Consider the following 20,458-nt stretch of genomic DNA (forward strand, 5'->3'; position numbering starts at 1 on the left):
GCCTTGCCCATTTGGGGATTGTTCCCGGCTTCACAAGGATATGGAGGAAGTTTTCGGCTATTGACCCGATAGAGTAAAGGGTTATCCGCTACGGCAGCACGCGTCAGGAGAAAAAAAGCCCGCCGGGTAGGCGGGCCGAAGTCGCTGCGCTCATTCGGGGGCGGGCGCCGTCGTCGCGGCGGCCCGCCATGGTTCGTGTGACTTATTCCACGTGCTCGCCGTGCAGCACCACGTCGAGGCCTTCGCGCTCTTCCTCTTCGGACACGCGCAAGCCGATCGTCAGATCGATCAGCTTCAGCAGCACGAAGCTCAGCACGCCGCTGTACACGAGCGTGATCAGCACGCCCTTCGCCTGCAGCAGCAGGCTGCCGTCCATGCCGCCGATGTCCTTGACCGCGAATACGCCGGTCAGCAGTGCGCCGAGGATCCCGCCCACGCCGTGCACGCCGAACGCGTCGAGCGAATCGTCGTAGCCGAGCTTCGACTTGAGCCACGTTGCCGACCAGAAGCACACGACGCCCGCCGCGATACCGATCACGAGCGCGCCCGCCACGCCGACGAAGCCGGCCGCCGGCGTGATCGCCACCAGACCCGCGACCGCGCCCGACACGATGCCGAGCACCGACGGCTTGCCCTTCGCGATCCATTCGGCAAACATCCAGCCGAGCGCCGCGCAGGCCGTCGCGACCTGCGTCGTCAGCATCGCGAAGCCGGCACGGCCGTCGGCCGCGACTGCGGAACCCGCGTTGAAGCCGAACCAGCCGACCCACAGCATCGACGCGCCGATCATCGTCAGCACGAGGTTGTGCGGCGCCATCGATTCGCGCCCGTAGCCGACGCGCTTGCCGAGCACCAGGCACGACATCAGGCCCGCGATACCGGCGTTGATGTGCACGACGGTGCCGCCCGCGAAGTCGAGCACGCCGTCCGCCGACAGCCAGCCGGTCGGCTCCCACACCATGTGCGCGATCGGCACATAGACGATCAGCGACCAGAGCGTCATGAACACGAGCATCGCCGAGAACTTCATGCGATCGGCGAACGCGCCGCAGATCAGCGCCGGCGTGATGATCGCGAACGTCATCTGGTAGACGAAGTAGACCGACTCCGGAATCGTCGACGCGAGATGGCTGACCGTCAGCGTCGTCGCCTTGTCGCCCTTGATGTAGTTCATGCCGTGCAGGAACACGCGCGACAGGCCGCCGATGAAGCCGTTGCCCGGCGTGAACGCGAGGCTGTAGCCGACCACCGTCCACAGCACCGTGATCAGCGCGGTGATCGCGAAGCTTTGCATCACGGTCGCGAGCACGTTCTTCTTGCGGACCATGCCCGCGTAGAACAGCGCGAGGCCGGGGATCGTCATGAACAGCACGAGCGCGGTGGACGTGAGCATCCACGCGGTGTCGCCCGCGCTGATCTTCGACGAATCGACCGAGAACGGCGCGGTGGGCGCCGCCGGGGCGGCCGGCGCGGATGCGGCGGCCGATGCGTCGGCCGCGCCCGAAGCGGGTGCGGCAGCGGCGGCGGATGCGTCGGCGGCCGGCGCCGAAGCGGGTGCGGCGGCAGCCGATGCGTCGGAAGTGGCGGCGGCCGGCGCGGAAGCAGCCGCGGCGGAACCAGCCGCGGCGGACGCCGCGTCGTCGGCGAGCGCGGAGCCAACGCCAGCCGCGATCAGCGAGCCGGCCATCAGCAGGGACATCAGAAGTTTGCGCATCTTGGGTTTCCTCTTGTCGCTTGTCTTGTCTGTTCTGTTACAGCGCGTCCGCGCCTGTCTCCCCGGTGCGAATCCGGATCACCTGTTCGATCGGCGTGACGAAGATCTTGCCGTCGCCGATCTTGCCCGTGCGCGCCGCCCGCTCGATCGCTTCCACCGCCTGGTCGACGAGATCGTCGGACACGGCCGCCTCGATCTTCATCTTCGGCAGGAAATCGACCACGTATTCGGCGCCGCGGTACAGCTCGGTGTGCCCCTTCTGGCGCCCGAACCCTTTGACCTCCGTCACCGTGATGCCCGAGACGCCGAGCGCCGACAGCGCTTCGCGCGTCTCATCGAGCTTGAACGGCTTGATGATTGCGGTAATGAGTTTCATGAAGTCCTCTCGCTGGGTTGTCCCGTCGGATGAGTTGGAATGTTGTAACGGACTCTTCTCAGCAACTCGCATGCCATGTTGGTCCGAGCACCGTCTCGAAGGGCTCCGGAACGGGGTCGCATCCCGCGATGTAAGGCCCGAAAGCCCGGCCGAATGGCCAACATGGCCCGGTTTGCTGGCGCGGCGAAAGGATCGTTGCTAGAGTGCACGCACGTCCCGGATCGCCGGGCCATTCACCCATGCGGGCGCCATGCCCGGAATTCGCGCCCCGCGCGCACCATTTCCGGTCATGCGTGCATCATGGGCACGTATGCAACTGAAGATGCACATTTTTTGTGCAAGGAAGGGGAATCACATGAAGCAACCCAGCGACGTTTTCAACGATCTGCAGTCGCGCGTCAGCGATTTGCTGAAAAACTCGCCGGCCAAGGACGTCGAGCGCAACGTGAAGGCCATGCTGTCGCAAGGCTTCTCGAAGCTCGATCTCGTCACGCGCGAGGAATTCGATACGCAGGCACAGGTGCTCGCCCGCACCCGCGTGCGCCTCGAGGAGCTCGAGAAGCGCGTCGCGGAACTCGAGCAGAAGCTCGCCGCCCCGCAGGCCTGACGCCCCACCGGCCGCAAGGTCCGGGCGCGGGCCGCCTCGTGCGGCCCGCGCCCGCCACCCCGAAGCCGTTTCGCCACGCTTCGTCGTCCGTCGTTCTTCGCAGCCCCTCTTCGTAGTCGATCGCTCTTCGTAGTCCGTCGCTCTTCGCAGTTCGTCGCTCTTCGCAGCACCTCGTTCTTTCCCCGCGCCACGCCGGCAAGCGCGCACCCGATTCCTCCGAGTCCCGCGGCATGCGGCCCCGAACGGCCGTCGTCCGCCTGTTTACAGGAGCCTCGCCATGTCGCTCGCCGTGGTGCGCAGTCGCGCGCCCGCCTCCGGCCGCGCGCCGGACGTCACCGTCGAAGTCCATCTCGCCAACGGGTTGCCGTCGTTCTCGATCGTCGGGCTGCCCGATCTCGAAGTCCGCGAAAGCCGCGAGCGCGTGCGCGCCGCGCTGCAGAACTGCGGATTCGAATTCCCGGTGCGCCGCATCACCGTCAATCTCGCGCCGGCCGACCTCCCGAAGGAGTCGGGCCGCTTCGACCTGCCGATCGCGCTCGGCATTCTCGCCGCGAACGGCCAGATCCCGGCCGACGCGCTGGCCGGCCGCGAATTCGCGGGCGAGCTGTCGCTGACGGGCGCGCTGCGGCCGATGCGCGGCGCGTTCGCGATGGCGTGCGGCGCCGCGCGGGACCGGCGTGCGGAGGAATCCGGCGCGGGCCTGGCCGGCGGCCCGGGCGTGGATTCCGGCGCTCCGCGCGATTCGAGCGCGACAGCGCGTCCGCCCGAGCTGTACCTGCCGCTCGACAGCGCCGCCGAGGCCGCCCTCGTGCCGGGCGTGACCGTATTCGGCGCGCGCGACCTGCCGGCGCTGTGCGCGCACCTCGCCGATGCGCCGGACGGGCGGCTCGCGCCGGTCGCCGCGCCCTGTCTCGACGGCCTGCCGGCACCCGCCGCGCCCGATCTCGCGGACGTCATCGGCCAGCGCGGCGCGCGACGCGCGCTGGAAGTCGCCGCCGCGGGCGGCCATCACATGCTGATGGTCGGGCCGCCGGGCGCCGGCAAGTCGATGCTGGCGGCGCGGCTGGCCGGCCTGCTGCCGCCGCTGACCGACGACGAGGCGCTGACCTCGGCCGCGCTGCTGTCCGCGAGCCGGCTCGGCTTCTCGCCCGCGCAGTGGCGCCGCCGGCCGTTCCGCGCGCCGCATCACTCGTCGAGCGCCGCCGCGCTGGTCGGCGGCCGCAATCCGCCACAGCCGGGCGAAATCACGCTCGCGCACCTCGGCGTGCTGTTTCTCGACGAACTGCCGGAATTCGACCGGCACGTGCTGGAAATGCTGCGCGAGCCGCTCGAAGCCGGTCGCATCACGATCTCGCGCGCGGCCCAGCAGGCCGACTTCCCCGCCGCGTGCCAGCTGATCGCCGCGATGAACCCGTGCCCGTGCGGCTGGCACGGCGATCCGTCCGGGCGCTGCCGCTGCTCGCCGGACGCGGCCGCCCGCTATCTGCGCAAGCTGTCGGGGCCGCTGCTCGACCGCATCGACATCCAGATCGACCTGCCCGCGCTGTCGCCGGCCGAACTCGCGACCCGCGCGACGGCGCCCGGCGAGCCGAGCGCGGCGGTGGCGGCCCGGGTCGCGCAGGCGCGTGCGCTGCAGCTCGAACGACAGGGCAAGACGAATCACATGCTGAGCGGCCGCGAAACCGACGACCTGTGCCGACCGACCGACGAAGGCGAGCGGCTGCTGCGCGAGGCCGGCGAGCGCTTCGGCTGGTCGGCGCGTGCGTATTTCCGCGTGCTGAAAGTCGCGCGGACGATCGCCGATCTGGCCGGCGATCCGCTGCCGACGGCCGCGCAGATCGCCGAGGCGATCCGCTACCGGCGTGCACTGACGGCGCCGTGAGCGGCCCAGGAGGACAAAATCAGGCTGTCAAGACTTGACTTATACACAATTCCACGAATCCGGCCCTGGATCGCGGCTCGTCGCGGCCTTTGCCGGGCGGAATTCGTATCCCGTTGTTTCGATTGATTTTTCTCAAAAGGAGGATGGGCGACCAAACGGGCCGGAAGGCCGTCCCGCGCGGCTTCGCGGGAAATCCCCGCCACTTTTCAACAAAGTTATCCACATGCGCTGTGGATAGCCGAAAAACCCTCGCAAAATCCGGCGATTAGCGTCGAAAGCTGCGAATGAACTTTCAGTTGTCACGGCGTGTCCGAGCGAGCTCGCCGGCCGTCGTCAATCGAGTTTGAACGAGCCGAAAAATTGATCGAGCTGCTCCTGTGCGAGCGGCCCGTCGGCGATCACGACGGCCTGGTACGCGTGCCGGCCGCGCGCGGCGAGCCGCGCGACGATCGTCTTGCGCGCGCGATCGCCGCCGGCAGCGGCACCCGCGATGCGCAGCTCGAGCCCGTTCACGGCGCCGCCGGCCGCGAGCGGCACGGGCACCGCCGCCGTCCGCGGCGCGCCTTCGAGATTGCGCGACAACCCCGCGCGCAGGAATTCGAGCGCCGCGCGGCGTGTATCGTCGCGATCGTCGGGCAACGTCAGCGTGCCGACCGCGAATACCGCGCCGTCGACGTGCGCGGCCTGCATCCGCATCGGCATCGACGTACCGCCGAGCGCCACCGGCTGCTCCTCGACGGTCGGCTTCGCCGGCAGGTCGATCGTGTAGCCGGCGTCGTTGTGCAGCGTGCGCCAGTCGTACGACGGCGAGCACGCGGCGAGCGCGGCGCTCACGCAGGCCAGCGCGGCGAAGTGTCGCAGCGAGTGAAAAAGGGGACGCAACGAATCGATGACTTCCTTCGGCATGGCGTGGATCGCGGCAGGCAAAACGACCATTATCCGTCGAACCGGAAAACCGGGATGCGTGGCGGCTGCCGGTGCGCGCACCGCATTCGCGCTAAAATGAGCGCCGAATTTCGACGTCCTTTGCGTCGATCAGCGTCATCGACTCCGAGAGCACCAGATGAACACCACGCCTTCCACCCGCCGCAGTGCCGGCCCCGTCCGCTACCTCGCCGCGGCCGCCGTCGTCGCGGCGATCGCCGTCGCCGGCTTCTTCGCGTTCAACGGCAAGTCCAGCGTGCCGGACGCCACCTTCACGCTGCTGTCGGGCCAGAAAGTCTCGACCGCCGGCGACCTGAAGGGCAAGGTCTATCTCGTGAATTTCTGGGCGACGAGCTGCGCGACCTGCATGCAGGAAATGCCGCAGATGGTCGATACCTACAATCGCTTCAAGGGTCAGGGGCTGGAATTCGTCGCGGTCGCGATGAACTACGATCCGCCGATGTACGTCGCGAATTACGCGCAGACGCGCCAGTTGCCGTTCAAGGTCGCGCTCGACGACGGCAGCGTCGCGAAGCAGTTCGGCAACGTGCAACTCACGCCGACGACCTTCGTCGTCGACAAGGACGGCAAGATCCTGAAGCGCTACGTCGGCGCGCCGCAATTCGCGGAACTCGACGCGCTGCTCAAGAAGGCGCTCGACGGCAACGCAGCCTGAGCGCCGCCCGATCCGGCCGGAAGGCGCGCGCACCGCGCCGTTCCGGCACGCAACGGACCGCATGACCGGACGCCCCGGTTCCGCGGTCCGTTTGCTTTTCAGCGCTCGGTTTCGCCTTTCGCCGACAGCCCGTAACGCTTCATCTTCTCGTACAGCGTCGCCTTGCCGACATGCAGCCGGTCGGCCGTTGCCGCGACCGCGCCGCCCGTCTGGTTCAGCGCCTGGGCGATCACCGCGCGCTCGAATTGCTCGATGCGCTCCTTCAGCGTCTGGTCGTTGTCGGCGTCGTCGGCGGCGCCCGTTTGCTGCGGCACGTCGGCCACGCCGAGCACGAAGCGGTCGGCGGCGTTGCGCAGCTCGCGCACGTTGCCCGGCCAGTCGCGCTGCATCAGGCTCGCGCGCTGCCGGTCGGTCAGCACCGGCGCGGGCCGGCCGTAGCGCACGGCCGCATCGAGCATGAAATGCTCGAACAGCGGCACGATGTCCTCGCGGCGCTCGGCGAGCGGCGGCAACGCGATCGTCACGACGTTGAGCCGGTACAGCAGGTCGCGCCGGAACGTGCCGGCCGCGACGAGCTCGCTCATGTCGCCCTTCGCGGCGGCGACCACACGGCAGTTCACGCGGATCGGCTGGTTCGAGCCGAGCCGCTCCAGCACGCCGTCCTGCAGCACGCGCAGCAACTTCACCTGCAACGCGAGCGGCATGCTTTCGATTTCGTCGAGGAACAGCGTGCCGCCGGACGCGTATTCGAGCTTGCCGACGCGCCGCTTCGCGGCGCCGGTGAACGCGCCGGGCTCGTAGCCGAACATCTCCGACTCGAACATCGGCTCGGGCAGCGCGCCGCAGTTCACCGCGATGAACGGCTTGTCGCGGCGCGGCGACAACTCGTGCAGGCTGCGTGCGATCAGCTCCTTGCCGGCGCCCGTGTCGCCGTTGATCAGTACCGACGCGTCGGTCGGCGCGACGTTCGCGATCAGCTTGCGCACCTGCTCGATCGCGGGGCTGCGGCCGATGATGCGCGGCGCGACGACGTTCTGCCCGGCCAGCTCGCGCCGCAGCGCGTGGTTCTCGAGCACGAGCTCGCGGCGCTCGAGCGCGCGGCGCACCGTCTCGATCAGGCGCTCGGCCGCGAACGGCTTTTCGATGAAGTCGTAGGCGCCGTCGCGCATCGCCTGCACGGCCATCGAGATGTCGCCGTGCCCGGTGACGAGGATCACCGGCACGTCGGGCACGCGCTCGCGGCACTGCGCGAGCACGTCGAGCCCGCTCGCGCCGGGCAGCCGGATGTCGCTGACGATCGCGCCGGCGGTATCCGCGACGATCGCCTTCTCGGCCGCTTCGGCCGACTCGAAGCCGGCGACGTCGAAACCCGCCAGTTGAAGGCTCTGCACGCTCGCCCGGCGCACGAGCGCATCGTCTTCGATATAGATCACTTGCAGCCGGTTGGCCATCGTACTCACTCGCTCCTGACAAGCCGCGCGGCGCGCGCGGCATCTCGTTGATGCCGGTCGTTCGCCGACCGGCCTGCTCACGCTAATGCGAGCCCGCCGGCTCGGACACGGAGTCCGGATGATGCGTGCGGGCGCGCCGCAGCGTCAAGACGAACAGCGCGCCGCCCGACGGTGCGTTGCGTGCGGTCAGCGCGCCGCCCGCGTCGCTCGCGATCGACGACGAGATCGCGAGACCGAGCCCGAGCCCGCGCCCCATTTCCTTGGTCGTGAAGAACGGCTCGAACAGGCGCGGCAACAAATCGGGCGCGATGCCGCAGCCGTTGTCGCGCACCTCGACCGCGAGCGTCGCGGCCGACACCGCGATCGTGACCTCGATGGCCGGCGCCGCGACGCCGGCCACCGCGTCGAGCGCGTTGCCGAGCAGGTTGATCAGCACCTGTTCGAGGCGCAGGTCCTCGCAGCGCGCGACGAGTTCGGGATAGTCGCGCGCCAGATCGAGCGGTGCGTCGTGCGCGGGCGAGACGGTCGCGTCCTGCAGCGTCAGCGTGAGCGCGACGCCGCGCAGGCGCTCGTCGAGCAGCGACAGCACGCTGCGCAGCGCGCGCACGACGAGCGCCTGCTCGTTGCGCGGCTTCGCGCGGCCGACGAACAGCTTCAGCTGGTTGGTGATCTTGCCCATCCGCTCGGTGAGCGCGGCGATCGCCTCGAGATTCTCGCGCGCAGCGGCCTGCTCGCCGCGATCGAGCAGCACGCGCGTGTTGTCCGAGAAGCTGCGCAGCGCCGCGAGCGGCTGGTTCAGTTCATGCGTGATGCCGGCCGCCATCTGGCCGAGCGCGGCGAGCTTGCTCGCCTGGATCAGTTCGTCGTGCGCGGCGCGCAGTTCCTGCTCCGCGCGGATCCGGTCGCCGACTTCCTTCTGCAATTGCTCGTTCGCCTGCGACAGATCGGCCGTGCGCTCCTCGACGCGCCGGTTCAGCTCCGCGTACGCCTGCTGCAGCAGCGCGCGGCCGCGGATCATCTCGCGCACGCGGGCGCGGCGCATCCGCCAGTAGAACGCGAGCAGCGCGACCGACACGAAGCCGAAGCCGGTGACGATCGTGGCGTTGCGCGCATCGGCATCGATCGGCGCGATCGGCGCGAGCGTGACGAGCAGCCAGTCGGGCTCGCCGATCCGGCGCTTGCTGGCGAGAAAGCGCGGCGCGCGCCGGCCGGCACCGAGGCGCACGATCTCCGCATCGGCGCCGAGCGTCTGCTCGACACGCAGCGGCAGCGGCGTGACCGGTTGCTGCGCGTACTGGCGCGTTTCGTAGATCGACGCGGCGACGGGCCCCGTGAGCGGGCGCAGCGTGTGGTACTTCCACGCGGGCACGGACGACAGGAACACGACGCCGTGATCGTCCACGACGACGAGCGGCTCGGACGCGTCGGCGCCCTGGAACCATTCGAGATTGAGCTTCACGACGACGACGCCCGCGATCTTGCCGTCGCGCCACACGGGCTGCGAGATGTAGTAGCCGGGATCGCGCGAGATCGTGCCGATCCCGAAGAAGCGGCCGACCCGGCCGTTCATCGCATCGAGGAAATACGGGCGGAAACGGTATTCGATCCCGACGAAGCTGTCGGGTGCGCGCCAGTTGCTGGCGGCGACGCACAGGCCGTCCGCGCCGATCACGTAGGTGACGGTCGCGTGCGCGTGTTCGTTGAGGTCTTCGAGATAGCGGTTGACGCGGGCGGTGTAGTCGCCGCGCTTCGGCTCGGCAAGCAGATCCTGCACGTACGGATGGCTGCCGAGCAGATAAGGCAGCGATTCGTAGCGGTCGAGCGTGCTCTTGAGCGCGTTGGTGGTGCGCTCGACGCGCACCGCGGCATTGCGCTGCAGCTCGGCGACGCCCCGCTGCCACGTGATCGTCCACGTGAGCGCGCACGCCGCGACGAGCGCGGCGGCAAGCACGACGAGGATGAGCAGGCGGCGCGTCACGGTCGAGGCTTCCTGGCGATGCGGATCGCCTATTGTGTCATAGGCCTCCGCCCCGATGCCCCGGCCGCCGCGGGCCGCACGGCCGGCGGGCCGTGCCGCCGCCTGCTCGTTCATCGCGTCAGACGCCGGCCGTCTCGGTCGGCGCGACTTCGGCGCCGCCCTTCAGCGCCTGGCGCAGCTTGTTGCGGTCGAGCTCCTTCTCCCACGCCGACACGACGACGGTCGCGACACCGTTGCCGACGATATTCGTCAGCGCCCGGCATTCGCTCATGAAGCGGTCGATGCCGAGGATCAGCACCATGCCCGACAGCGGGATCGTCGGCACGACGGCCAGCGTCGCGGCGAGCGTGATGAAGCCCGCACCGGTCACGCCGCTCGCGCCCTTCGACGTCAGCATCGCGACGGCCAGCAGCGTGAGCTGCTGCATCCACGTCAGCTCGATGTTGGTCGCCTGCGCGATGAACAGCACGGCCATCGTCATGTAGATGTTGGTGCCGTCGAGGTTGAACGAATAGCCGGTCGGCACGACGAGGCCGACGACCGAACGCGAGCAGCCCGCCTTCTCGAGCTTTTCCATCAACTGCGGCAGCGCGGCTTCCGACGAGCTCGTGCCGAGCACGATCAGCAGCTCTTCCTTGATGTACGACACGAAGCGGATGATCGAGAAGCCGGTGAAGCGCGCGATCGCGCCGAGCACGACGAGCACGAACACGACCGACGTCAGATAGAACGTGCCGATCAGCTTGAGCAGCGGCACCAGCGAGCCGACGCCGTACTTGCCGATCGTGAACGCCATCGCGCCGAACGCGCCGATCGGGGCCAGCTTCGTGACGATGTGCACGATGCCGAACAGCACGCGCGTCAGGCCGTCGATGAAGTCGGTCACGACCTTGCCGCGCTCGCCGAGGTGCGCGAGCACGCTGCCGAACAGCAGCGCGATCAGCAGGATCTGCAGGATTTCGCCCTGCGCGAACGCGTCGACCATCGTGTTCGGGATGATGTGCATCAGGAAGTCGACGGTCGACTGCCCGTGCGCCTTCGCCGCGTACGACGCGACTTCCTTGCCGTTCAGCGTCGCCGGATCGATGTTGAAGCCGACGCCCGGACGCAGCAGGTGCGTGGCCGCGAGGCCGAGCACCAGCGCGAAGGTCGACACGATCTCGAAGTACAGCAGCGCCTTGCCGCCGACGCGGCCGACCTTCTTCATGTCCTCCATGCCGGCGATGCCGGTGACGACCGTACAGAAGATGATCGGGCCGATCACCATCTTGATCAGCTTGATGAACCCGTCGCCGAGCGGCTTCATGTCGGTGGCGAGCGCCGGGTAGTAGTGGCCGAGGATCACGCCGACGATGATGGCGAAGATCACCTGCACATAGAGCACTTTGTAGAAGGGTTTCTTCTTCACGATGGTTCCTGCTGAAGTAGATGATGAGCCGGTGGAAACGGCGTCACGCGCGCGGACGAATGCCCAGGGGAAAAGTCACTCGCCCGCGCGGCTGCCGTGCCGCAACAAGCGATGCCTCAGGACGTCCGGAGGGGATGGAAGGCAGTGGTCATCGATTGTCTCCTTGGTTTAATAGTCGGGCCGGGGGATGGCCGTGCTTTTCATAATGCAAGGTCGATGCCAGGTTTTCGGAACCCCTCAAGCCGTTGTTTTCATTGTATTTCTCATAATGCGGCAGGCAAGGAAATCCGGGATTCCGGATTTCCGGAAAATATCCGTCCGGCGATCCGGACGGATGGGCACATCGATCCGACGAATCAGTGCTGCACGGCCCGGCTCGCGAGCACGCCCGTCTGCGCGTAGAACTCCTGCCGCGCGAACGCGTCGCGCTCGCGGCGCGCGCGCTCGCCGCGATCCGCGAGCGAGCCGACGACGATCCCGACGAACGCGAGCGGCACCGACACGAGCGCCGGGTTGTCGAGGAACACCGGCGCGTGCGCATGATGCAGCACGTCGACCCACACCGACTTCGACAGCACCGTGAGCGCGACCGCCGACACGAGGCCGAGGCCGCCGCCGAGCACCGCGCCGCGCGTCGTCATCCCGCGCCAGAAGATCGACATCGCGAGCACCGGGAAATTCGCGCTCGCGGCCACCGCCGCGACGAGCCCGACCATGAACGCGACGTTCACGTGCTCGAACAGGATCGACAGCGCGATCGCGACGGCCGACAGCGCGATCGTCGCCGCGCGCGAGATGCGCATTTCCAGCCGCTCGTCGGGCTTGCCGCGCGCCCACATCTGCGCGTACAGGTCGTGCGAGATCGTCGTCGCGCCCGCGAGCGTGAGGCCCGCGACCACCGCGAGGATCGTCGCGAACGTGACGGCCGCGATGAACCCGTAGAACCAGTTGCCGCCGACCGCCTGCGCGAGCTTCACCGCGACCATGTTGGAGCCGCCGAGCAGGTCGTGCGTCAGGTTGAACGTGCCGTTCGCGCCGAGCCGGAAGAATTCCGGATGCTGCGCGAGCAGCACGATCGCCGAGAAGCCGATCACGAAGGTCAGCAGGTAGAAATAGCCGATGAAGCCCGTCGCGTAGAGCACCGACTTGCGCGCCTCCTTCGCGTTCGGCACCGTGAAGAAGCGCATCAGGATGTGCGGGAAGCCGGCCGTGCCGAACATCAGCGCGATGCCGAGCGACAGCGCATTGGCCGGATCGCGGATCAGCTTGCCCGGCCCCATGATCGACAGCGCGCCCGGATGCACGGCCACCGCGCGGCGGAACATCGCGTCGATGTCGAAGCCGAATTCGCCGAGCGCCAGCAACGCGAGCAGCGTCGCGCCGCAGAGCAGCAGCACGGCCTTGATCACCTGCACCCAGGTGGTCGCGGTCATCCCGCCAAAGAACACGTAGACGACCATCAACACGCCGACGATCAGCTCGGCCGTGCCGTACGACAGCCCGAACAGCAGCTGGATCAGCTTGCCCGCACCGACCATCTGCACGACGAGATACAGCACGACGATCGTCAGCGCGTTCGCGGACGTCAGCAGCCGGATCGGCCGCTGCGCGAAGCGGTACGCGACGACGTCGACGAACGTGAACTTGCCGAGGTTGCGCAACGGTTCGGCGATCAGGAACATCACGAACGGCCAGCCCACCAGGAAGCCGATCGAATAGATCAGCCCGTCGAAGCCGAACATGAACACCATGCCCGACAGCCCGAGGAACGACGCGGCCGACATGTAATCGCCCGCGATCGCGAGCCCGTTCTGCAGCCCGGTGATGCCGCCGCCGGCCGTGTAGAAGTCGCGTGTCGAGCGCGTGCGGCGCGCGGCCCAGCGCGTGAGCGCGAGCGTCGCGAACACGAACGCGAAGAACATCCCGATCGCGACCGGGTTCAGCTCGACCTTGTCGGGCATCGGCCCGGCGACGCCGGTCGCACGGGCGGCGGAGGAAACGAGAACGGCCAGCGCGACGAGCGCGCGCGAAACGAATCGCATGTCGGCCTCCGTTACGAACGCTGCAGGATCGCGTCGACGCGGCGGTCGAACGCGCGGTTCGCGCGCAGCACGTAGCACGCGGTCAGGCCGATCGCGACGAGGATGATCGCGACGCCCGCGGCGATCCCGACCGTCGTCGTCGCGCCGCGGTACAGCGGCGCGGCGAGCACGTGCGGCGCGAGCGCGACGAGCAGGATGAAGCCGTAGTACGTGGCGATCATCAGCGCCGTCAGCATGAAGCTGAAGCGGCGCCGTGCCCGCACGAGCTGCTGGTAGTCAGGGCGCGCCGTGACCGATTCGATGACGGAAAGCTCCATGTTGTCTCCAATATCGTCTCGTCGTATCGCGAGAGCTGTCTCGTGGATGGTCGGCGCGTATCGACTGCTCCGCCCGCGCCGCGGCGGCAATCCATGCAACGCGTTACACGACGCGAGCCGCACGCAGCCGCGCAACCTCGTCGGCCGACATCCCGAGCCAGCCGCCGAGCACCGCGTCCGTATCCGCGCCGAGCACCGGCGGCGCACCGCGCACCGGCAGCCGCGCGCCGTCGAAGCGGTACGGCGGCGCGAGCACGTCGACCCCGCCCGCGACCGGATGCGGCTGCCGCGTGACGAGCCCGGCGCGGGTGGCGCGTTCCGACGTCAATGCTTCGTGCAGCCCGAGCACTTCGCCGCACGGAATGCCCGCGGCGGCGAGCGCCGCCAGCAGCGTCGCACGCGAGCGGCGCGCGAGTTCGCGGCGAATCTCGGGCAGCAGGTCGGCGCGATTCTCCGAACGGCCGAGGTTGGTCCTGTAGCGTTCGTCGGCCGCGAGATCGGGCCGCTCGATCGCGTCGCAAAAGCGCGCGAACTGCGTGTTGTTGCCGACCGTGATCACGAGCGGGCCGTCGGCCGCATCGAATACGCCGTACGGCACGATCGACGGATGCGCGTTGCCGTAGCGCGGCGGGTCCTCGCCCATCAGCAGCGCGTCGAGCCCGTAGTACGCGGTGATCATCAGCCCGCAGTCGAACAGCGCCATCTCGATGCGGCGACCGCGCCCCGTCGCATGGCGCTCGTAAAGTGCGGCGAGGATCGCCTGCGCCGAATACATGCCGGTGAACAGGTCGACCGCCGCGACGCCGAACTTCAGCGGCGGCTGGCCGGCCTCGCCGTTCAGCGCCATCAGCCCGGCCTCGCCCTGGACGACGAGGTCGTAGCCGGGCCGCGCGGCCTCCGGGCCCGAACGGTCGTAGCCGGAGATCGCGCAGTGCACGAGGCGCGGATTCAGCTCGGCCAGCGCGTCATAGCCGAGCCCGAGCTTCTCCGCGCCGCCGCACTTGAAGTTGTGGAGCACCACGTCGGCCCGGGCGGCCAGCTCGCGCGCGATGCGCTGGCCGGCGTCCGTCTGCAGGTCGACGCAGATCGAGCGCTTGCTGCGGTTCACGCTGTTGAAATACGTGGTCTCGGTGTCGCCGATCCGCAGCCCCCAGTCGCGCGTATCGTCGCCGCGCGCCGGATGCTCGACCTTGATCACTTCCGCGCCGAAATCGGCGAGCACCATCGCGCACCACGGGCCCGCGAGCACGCGCGAGAAATCGAGCACCTTCACGCCGGCCAGCGGCAGCGCGCGCGTGTCGTTCGTCATCGTCGTCTCCTCCATTCGCGTTTGCGCCGTTATCGTTTGGACAGCGCGATGTAGCGCGCGAGATGGTGATCCTCGTCGCCGAGCTGGTGATCGATCATCACGAGCCGCTTCGCGTAGTGCGCGAGCGGCAATTCCCACGTCATCCCGATTCCGCCGTGCAGCTGGATGCATTCCTCGGCGACGAGCGTGCCGATCCGGCCGATGCTGTATTTCGCCGCCGCGAGCGCGCGCTCGCGCACCGCGCGCGGCGCATCGAGCTGCGCGGCCGCGTTGATCACGGCCGAGCGCGCCTGCTCGACTTCGAGCAGCAGATCGGCCATCCGGTGCTGCAGCGCCTGGAAGCTGCCGATCGGCATCCCGAACTGCTTGCGCGTGCGCAGATACTCGAGCGTCGCCTCCTTCGCGACGTCCATCGCGCCGAGCGCTTGCGCCGACAGCGCGAGCAGCCCGTAGCCGAGCACGCGTTCGAGCAGCTCGGCGCCCGCTTCGCCGTCGTGGGTGCCGAGCGCCGCATCGGCCGGCAGCGCGACGCGCTCGAAGCGCACTTCGGCCGCGCGGCCGCCGTCGATCTTCCGGTAGTCGCGCAGCGACACGCCCGGCGCCTCGGCCGGCACGACGAACAGGCCGATGCCGGCCGCGTCGTCGTCGCGCCCCGACACGCGCGCGCTGACGACGAAGAACGCCGCCTGCGCGGCCTGGTCGACGACGCCCTTCGCGCCCGTCAACACCCAGCCGTCGCCCGCACGTTCGGCGCGCGTGCGCACGGTCGTCAGCTCGTAGTGCGAACCCGGCTCGTCGTGCGCGAACGCGGCGCTCGCGCTGCCGTCGATCAGCGCGGCGAGCTTGTCGCGATGCGCATCGCCGCCCGCGAGCGACAGCGCACGGCCGGCCAGCAGCGCGCCGAGGAACGGCTCGACGACGAGCCCGCGCCCGAGGCATTCGAACACCACGGCGATGTCGAAGCCCGCGCCGCCGAAGCCGCCGTCGGCTTCCGGAAACAGCGCGCCGACCGTGCCGAGTTCGGCGAAGCGCCGCCACATCGCGCGGTCGAAGCCTTCGGCCGACTGCGCGATGCGGTCGCGCACCGGGAACGCGTACTGTTCGGCGATGAAGCGGTTCAACGTGTCCGCCAGCATCCGGCGGTCTTCTGTGTGCTGGAAATCCATCGTCGCGTCCCCCGTTACAGCCCGAGCATCATCTTCGCGATGATGTTCTTCTGGATCTCGTTCGAGCCGCCGAAAATCGACAGCTTCCGGTTGTTGAAGTACTGCTGCGCGGCGCTCGCGGCTTCGTCGGGGCCGACCGGTTCGCCCGCGTAGTCGGCGTCGAGCGCCTCTTCGACGAACGGCTGCGCATACGGCCCCATCGCGCGCCGCATCAGCGCGGTGATTTCCTGGCGAATCTGCGTGCCGCGGATCTTCAGCATCGAGCTTTCCGCGCCCGGCACGCCGCCGCCCGCGACCGCGGCCAGCACGCGCAGGTTGGTCGTGCGCATGTTTTCCAGTTCGATCTCGACGCGCGCGACACGTGCCGCGAAGAACGGATCGTCCGCGAGCGGCCGGCCGTTCTTCGTGACCTTCGCGGCCACCGCGCGCAGCCGGTCGAGGGCGGCGGTCGAGAAGCCGATTCCGGCGATGTTGGTGCGCTCGTACGTGAGCAGGTATTTCGCGTAGGTCCAGCCGCGGTTCTCTTCGCCGACCAGGTTTTCCACGGGCACGCGCACGTCGGTGAAGAACACCTCGTTCACCTCGTGCTCGCCGTCGAGCGTGATGATCGGGCGCACCTCGACGCCCGGCGTGTTCATGTCGATCAGCAGGAAGCTGATGCCTTCCTGCTTGCGCACGTCGGTCGCGGTGCGCACGAGGCAGAAGATCATGTTCGCGTAGTGGCCGAGCGTGGTCCACGTCTTCTGGCCGTTCACGACGTAGTGATCGCCAACGCGCATCGCGCTCGTCTTCACCGCCGCGAGATCGGAGCCGGCGCCCGGCTCCGAATAGCCCTGGCACCACCAGTCGGTGCCGTCGAGAATGCGCGGCAGCCAATGGCGCTTCTGCGCGTCGCTGCCGTACTTGATCAGCACGGGGCCGAGCATGTTCACGCCGAACGGCACGATGCGCGGTGCGCCGGCGAGCGCGCATTCGTTGTCGAACAGGAACTTCTGCGCGACGCTCCAGCCGGGGCCGCCGTATTCGCGCGGCCAGTGGCTCGCGAGCCAGCCGCGCGCGTTCAGGATCGCGTGCCATTCGCGCATGTCGTCGCGCGTCAGATGCAGGCCCCCCTTCACCTTGCGCGCGATGCGCTCGGGCAGTTCGGCTTGCAGGAAGCGCTGCACTTCCGCGCGGAAGGCTTCTTCTTCGGGCGTGAAATCGAGGTCCATCTTCGGTCCGTTGCAAATGCGGTTGGCGTTCAGTCGATGCGGTTCAGGCTCGCGAAATCCGCGCCGCGCGCGACGAGATCGACGAGCAGCGGCGACGGCTTCCAGAACAGCGGATCCTCCTTCGCGAACGCGCGGATATCGGCGAGCACGTTCGCGAGGCCGACCGTGTCCGCGTAGTGCATCGGGCCGCCGCGATAGCGCGGGAAGCCGTAGCCGTACAGGAACACCGCGTCGACGTCGAGCGGGCGCAGCGCGATCTTCTCGTGCACGACGTTCGCGCCTTCGTTGATCATCGCGGCGAGGTAGCGGCGCAGGATCTCGCCGTCGGTGAACGTGCGCGGCGTGACGCCCTTCTTCGCGCGTTCTTGCGCGACGATCGCTTCCACTTCCGGATCGGGCGTGCCGACGCGCGCGCCGTCCGGATACAGGTAGTAGCCGCGGCCGGTCTTCTGCCCGAACCAGCCGCGCTCGCACAGCCGGTCGGAAATCTCCACGTAGCGCGCGTTCGGGTCGCGCGTCGCCGCGCGGCGCTTGCGGGTTGCCCAGCCGATGTCGCCGCCCGCGAGGTCGACCACCTGGAACGGGCCCATCGGGAAACCGAACTCGCGCACCGCGCGATCGATCTGGTACGGCGACGCGCCGTCTTCCATCAGGTAGTCGGCCGCCGTCCGGTACACGGCGAGGATCCGGTTGCCGATGAAGCCGTCGCATACGCCCGCGCGCACCGGCGTCTTCTTCAACTGCTTCGCGAGCGCGAACGCGGTCGCGACGACGTCCGGGCTCACGCGCGCCGGCACGACGATTTCGAGCAGCTTCATCACGTTGGCCGGCGAGAAGAAATGCAGGCCGATCACGTCAGCCGGCCGGTCGATGCTCGCGGCGAGCGCGTCGATGTCGAGATACGACGTGTTGGTCGCGAGCACCGCGCCCGGCTTGCACACGCGGGCGAGCTCGGCGAACACGGCCTGCTTCACGGCCATGTCCTCGAACACGGCTTCGATCACGACGTCGGCCTGCGCAAGCGCGTCGTACGACGTGCTGCCCTTGAAGCGCGCGAGCCGCGCCGCGTGCGCGGCCGGCGTCATCCGCCCCTTCGCGACGAGGCCGTCGTACACCTTCTCGACGTGCGCCCGGCCGCGCGCGAGCGACGCTTCATCGCGCTCGATCATCGTCACCGGCAGCCCGGCGTCGAGCGCCGCGACCGCGATGCCCGCGCCCATCGTGCCGCCGCCGACCACGCCGACCCGCTCGACCGGCCGCGCGCTCGCGCGCCGCGCCTCGGGCGCCTTCGCCGCTTCGCGTTCCGCGAAGAACGCATGCACGAGGCCCGCACGCTGCGGGCTGTCGAGACACTGCAGGAACAGGCTGCGTTCGAGCTTCATCCCCGCATCGAACGACTGCGTGAGCGCGGCCTCGACCGCGTCGACGATCTTCGCCGGCGAGAAAAGGCCGCGCGACTTCTTCGGCAATTCCGCTCGCGCCGCGTCGAGCGCGGCCTGCGCGGCCGCGCGGTCCGCCAGGCCCCGTGCGTCGCGCGTGCGGCGCACGGGCGCGCCGAGCGACACGAGTTCCTGCGCGTACGCGAGCCCTTCGGCGAGCGTGTCGTCGCTGTGCGCGACGCGATCGACGAGGCCGAGCGCGAGCGCTTCCTCGGCGCTCGCATGGCGGCCCGTCAGCATCAGGTCGAGCGCGGCCTTCGCGCCGATCAGGCGCGGCGCGCGCTGCGTGCCGCCCGCGCCGGGCAGCAGACCGAGCGTCACTTCGGGCAGCCCGAGCTTCGCGCCCGGCACCGCGAGCCGGTAATGCGCGGCCAGCGCGACCTCGAGGCCGCCGCCGAGCGTCGCGCCGTGCAGCGCGACCACGACCGGCTTCGTGCTCGACTCGATCCGCTCGCACACGTCGGGCAGCGACGGCGGCACCGGCGGCTTGCCGAATTCGCGGATGTCGGCGCCCGCGATGAAGTTGCGGCCGGCGCCGACGATCAGCACCGCGCGGATCGCGTCGTCGGCCTGCGCGGCGTCGATCGCGTCGGCGAGGCCGCGCCGCACGTCGGCGGACAGCGCGTTGACGGGCGGATGGTCGATCGTGACGACGAGCACCTTGTCGCGCCGCTCGCGCGTGACGGTGCCGGTTGGAGGGGTGGCGAGGGAATTCATGGCGTCTCCTGTCGAAGCTGTCGATGCAGCAGGCATGACCCGATTCTCGATTGATCGAGATTCATTGACAATTCCCGCACGCCTTTACAAGCTGTCAAGTCCGACTTGACACCGAATGCTTTCCGACCGTTAAACGGGCCGGATCAGGAGACACCCCGCATGGACCTGAACGCGCTGACGCTGCTCGTCGAGATCCTCGACGCCGGCAATCTCAGCAAGGCCGCGCAGCGGCTCAAGATGAGCCGGGCGAACGTCAGCTACCGGCTGAACCAGCTCGAACGCTCGATCGGCCAGCAGCTCGTACGGCGCACGACGCGGCGCATGGAGCCGACCGAGATCGGGTTGAAGCTGTACGAGCACGGCCGGCGCATCCGCAACGAACTGCTCGCCGCGCAGGAATCGGTGACCACGCTCGGGCAGGACCTGCAAGGCCGCGTGCGGCTGTCGGTGCCGAGCGGCTACGGGCAGATGGTGATGTCCGACTGGCTGCTCGCGTTCAAGCGGCGGCATCCGGGCATCGTGCTCGACGTGGTGTTCGAGAACCGCGTGGAAGACCTGATGCGCGACGAGGTCGACATCGCGATCCGCGTGATGTCCGAGCCGCCGCAGAACCTCGTCGCACGCGACATGGGCGCGGTGCGCTACGTCGCGTGCGCGTCGCCCGCGTTCGCGGCCGCGCACGGGATGCCGGCGAGCCTCGGCGCGCTGGCCGCCGCGCCGGTCGTCACCGCGACGGTGATGGGCCGGCAACTGCGGATCGCCGCGTATCTCGGCGACGAACGCCACGAGGTGCTGCTCGAGCCGACGCTGATTTCGGAGAACTTCCTGTTCCTGCGCCAGGCGATCCTCGCGGGGATCGGCGTCGGCATCGTGCCCGACTACGTGATGCAGGACGATCTGCGCCGCGGCGCCGTCGTCACGTCGCTCGACGCTTATCGGCTCAGCATCTTCGGCACGCACATGTACATGCTGTACATGCCGAACCGCCACCACACGCGCGCGACGTCGACGTTCATAGAATTCATCCTCGAACAGGCCGGAAAGACCGGCCGGGGCGGGCCCGGCGGGATGCGTCAGGGTTTCCTGTCGGATGACAAGCCGCCGGGCACGCGGCGACAATAGCGCGCCGGGACGGGCGGCGCCGTTGCGCCAACGCCAGCGCCAACGCCAACGCCAGCGCCAACGCCAGCGCCAGCGCCAGCGCCAGCGCCAACGCCAACGCCAACGCCAACGTCGACGCC

16 protein-coding genes are annotated in these 20,458 nt (G+C 69.0%); 4 read left to right on the forward strand and 12 right to left on the reverse strand.

Translation table 11 applies throughout. From position 1 onward, the window contains the following. Positions 1 to 202: 202 nt before the first annotated feature. Both WS96_RS05920 and WS96_RS05925 read right to left on the reverse strand, forming a co-directional pair. Positions 203 to 1,714, reverse strand: coding sequence for an ammonium transporter (locus WS96_RS05920; RefSeq protein WP_059825185.1), 1,512 nt, complete (start codon positions 1,712 to 1,714; stop codon positions 203 to 205). A gap of 37 nt (positions 1,715 to 1,751) precedes the next feature. Continuing rightward, entirely contained in the window at positions 1,752 to 2,090 is a 339-nt protein-coding gene (locus WS96_RS05925) for a P-II family nitrogen regulator (protein WP_006398175.1), read from the reverse strand. A 355-nt stretch (positions 2,091 to 2,445) separates the two neighbouring features. On the opposite strand from WS96_RS05925, the gene WS96_RS05930 reads away from it, so the two are divergent. Beyond that, entirely contained in the window at positions 2,446 to 2,697 is a 252-nt protein-coding gene (locus WS96_RS05930; RefSeq protein WP_006489451.1) for an accessory factor UbiK family protein, read from the forward strand. A 277-nt stretch (positions 2,698 to 2,974) separates the two neighbouring features. Next, entirely contained in the window at positions 2,975 to 4,579 is a 1,605-nt protein-coding gene (locus WS96_RS05935) for a YifB family Mg chelatase-like AAA ATPase (RefSeq protein WP_059831190.1), read from the forward strand. 333 nt (positions 4,580 to 4,912) lie between these two features. Here WS96_RS05935 and WS96_RS05940 read toward each other — a convergent pair whose 3' ends face one another. Then, a complete protein-coding gene (locus WS96_RS05940) occupies positions 4,913 to 5,485 on the reverse strand; it encodes a hypothetical protein (RefSeq protein ID WP_059831228.1) in 573 nt (190 codons plus the stop codon). Between the two features lie 157 nt (positions 5,486 to 5,642). Here WS96_RS05940 and WS96_RS05945 point away from each other — a divergent pair, with 157 nt between their 5' ends. Then, entirely contained in the window at positions 5,643 to 6,179 is a 537-nt protein-coding gene (locus WS96_RS05945) for a peroxiredoxin family protein (RefSeq protein ID WP_059781412.1), read from the forward strand. A gap of 98 nt (positions 6,180 to 6,277) precedes the next feature. On the opposite strand, the gene WS96_RS05950 is transcribed toward WS96_RS05945, so the two are convergent. The 9 genes from WS96_RS05950 to WS96_RS05990 form a co-directional block, all read right to left on the reverse strand. Beyond that, positions 6,278 to 7,630, reverse strand: a complete 1,353-nt coding sequence (locus WS96_RS05950) for a sigma-54-dependent transcriptional regulator (RefSeq protein WP_034208470.1) — start codon at positions 7,628 to 7,630, stop codon at positions 6,278 to 6,280. Between the two features lie 82 nt (positions 7,631 to 7,712). After that, positions 7,713 to 9,722 carry a sensor histidine kinase gene (locus WS96_RS05955; protein ID WP_059831192.1) on the reverse strand — a complete coding sequence of 670 codons (2,010 nt, stop codon included), beginning with the start codon at positions 9,720 to 9,722 and terminating at the stop codon, positions 7,713 to 7,715. 4 nt (positions 9,723 to 9,726) lie between these two features. Further along, the gene (locus WS96_RS05960) at positions 9,727 to 11,016 is read right to left on the reverse strand and encodes a dicarboxylate/amino acid:cation symporter (protein WP_034208472.1); all 1,290 of its coding nucleotides are present in this window, start codon (positions 11,014 to 11,016) and stop codon (positions 9,727 to 9,729) included. A gap of 356 nt (positions 11,017 to 11,372) precedes the next feature. Then, positions 11,373 to 13,058: a cation acetate symporter gene (locus WS96_RS05965; protein ID WP_059831194.1), complete on the reverse strand. Its 1,686-nt coding sequence runs from the start codon at positions 13,056 to 13,058 to the stop codon at positions 11,373 to 11,375. Positions 13,059 to 13,069: 11 nt separating this feature from the next. Then, positions 13,070 to 13,375, reverse strand: coding sequence for a DUF485 domain-containing protein (locus WS96_RS05970; RefSeq protein WP_034208474.1), 306 nt, complete (start codon positions 13,373 to 13,375; stop codon positions 13,070 to 13,072). Positions 13,376 to 13,478: 103 nt separating this feature from the next. Further along, complete coding sequence (locus tag WS96_RS05975; protein ID WP_059831230.1) at positions 13,479 to 14,684, reverse strand: CaiB/BaiF CoA transferase family protein; 1,206 nt, start codon at positions 14,682 to 14,684, stop codon at positions 13,479 to 13,481. A 29-nt stretch (positions 14,685 to 14,713) separates the two neighbouring features. Next, complete coding sequence (locus tag WS96_RS05980; protein ID WP_059831195.1) at positions 14,714 to 15,850, reverse strand: acyl-CoA dehydrogenase family protein; 1,137 nt, start codon at positions 15,848 to 15,850, stop codon at positions 14,714 to 14,716. A 14-nt stretch (positions 15,851 to 15,864) separates the two neighbouring features. After that, entirely contained in the window at positions 15,865 to 17,061 is a 1,197-nt protein-coding gene (locus tag WS96_RS05985; RefSeq protein WP_059831197.1) for an acyl-CoA dehydrogenase family protein, read from the reverse strand. Positions 17,062 to 17,090: 29 nt separating this feature from the next. Then, positions 17,091 to 19,217 carry a 3-hydroxyacyl-CoA dehydrogenase NAD-binding domain-containing protein gene (locus WS96_RS05990; protein WP_059831199.1) on the reverse strand — a complete coding sequence of 709 codons (2,127 nt, stop codon included), beginning with the start codon at positions 19,215 to 19,217 and terminating at the stop codon, positions 17,091 to 17,093. A gap of 159 nt (positions 19,218 to 19,376) precedes the next feature. Between WS96_RS05990 and WS96_RS05995 the strand changes: the two genes are divergently transcribed. Further along, on the forward strand, positions 19,377 to 20,339 hold the full coding sequence (locus WS96_RS05995) for a LysR family transcriptional regulator (protein WP_034208478.1): 963 nt from the start codon (positions 19,377 to 19,379) through the stop codon (positions 20,337 to 20,339). Positions 20,340 to 20,458: the final 119 nt, after the last annotated feature.

It is taken from the genome of Burkholderia sp. MSMB1835 (assembly GCF_001526365.1).
In the GTDB taxonomy this organism is placed as follows: Bacteria; Pseudomonadota; Gammaproteobacteria; order Burkholderiales; family Burkholderiaceae; genus Burkholderia.

Coding starts and splice junctions, on each gene's coding strand:
- WS96_RS05955 (WP_059831192.1), bottom strand. CDS start 9,722: ATGAACGAGCAGGCGGCGGCACGGCCCGCCGGCCGTGCGGCCCGCGGC.
- WS96_RS05975 (WP_059831230.1), bottom strand. CDS start 14,684: ATGACGAACGACACGCGCGCGCTGCCGCTGGCCGGCGTGAAGGTGCTC.
- WS96_RS05930 (WP_006489451.1), top strand. CDS start 2,446: ATGAAGCAACCCAGCGACGTTTTCAACGATCTGCAGTCGCGCGTCAGC.
- WS96_RS05980 (WP_059831195.1), bottom strand. CDS start 15,850: ATGGATTTCCAGCACACAGAAGACCGCCGGATGCTGGCGGACACGTTG.
- WS96_RS05945 (WP_059781412.1), top strand. CDS start 5,643: ATGAACACCACGCCTTCCACCCGCCGCAGTGCCGGCCCCGTCCGCTAC.
- WS96_RS05950 (WP_034208470.1), bottom strand. CDS start 7,630: ATGGCCAACCGGCTGCAAGTGATCTATATCGAAGACGATGCGCTCGTG.
- WS96_RS05920 (WP_059825185.1), bottom strand. CDS start 1,714: ATGCGCAAACTTCTGATGTCCCTGCTGATGGCCGGCTCGCTGATCGCG.
- WS96_RS05995 (WP_034208478.1), top strand. CDS start 19,377: ATGGACCTGAACGCGCTGACGCTGCTCGTCGAGATCCTCGACGCCGGC.
- WS96_RS05970 (WP_034208474.1), bottom strand. CDS start 13,375: ATGGAGCTTTCCGTCATCGAATCGGTCACGGCGCGCCCTGACTACCAG.
- WS96_RS05925 (WP_006398175.1), bottom strand. CDS start 2,090: ATGAAACTCATTACCGCAATCATCAAGCCGTTCAAGCTCGATGAGACG.
- WS96_RS05965 (WP_059831194.1), bottom strand. CDS start 13,058: ATGCGATTCGTTTCGCGCGCGCTCGTCGCGCTGGCCGTTCTCGTTTCC.
- WS96_RS05940 (WP_059831228.1), bottom strand. CDS start 5,485: ATGCCGAAGGAAGTCATCGATTCGTTGCGTCCCCTTTTTCACTCGCTG.
- WS96_RS05985 (WP_059831197.1), bottom strand. CDS start 17,061: ATGGACCTCGATTTCACGCCCGAAGAAGAAGCCTTCCGCGCGGAAGTG.
- WS96_RS05935 (WP_059831190.1), top strand. CDS start 2,975: ATGTCGCTCGCCGTGGTGCGCAGTCGCGCGCCCGCCTCCGGCCGCGCG.
- WS96_RS05990 (WP_059831199.1), bottom strand. CDS start 19,217: ATGAATTCCCTCGCCACCCCTCCAACCGGCACCGTCACGCGCGAGCGG.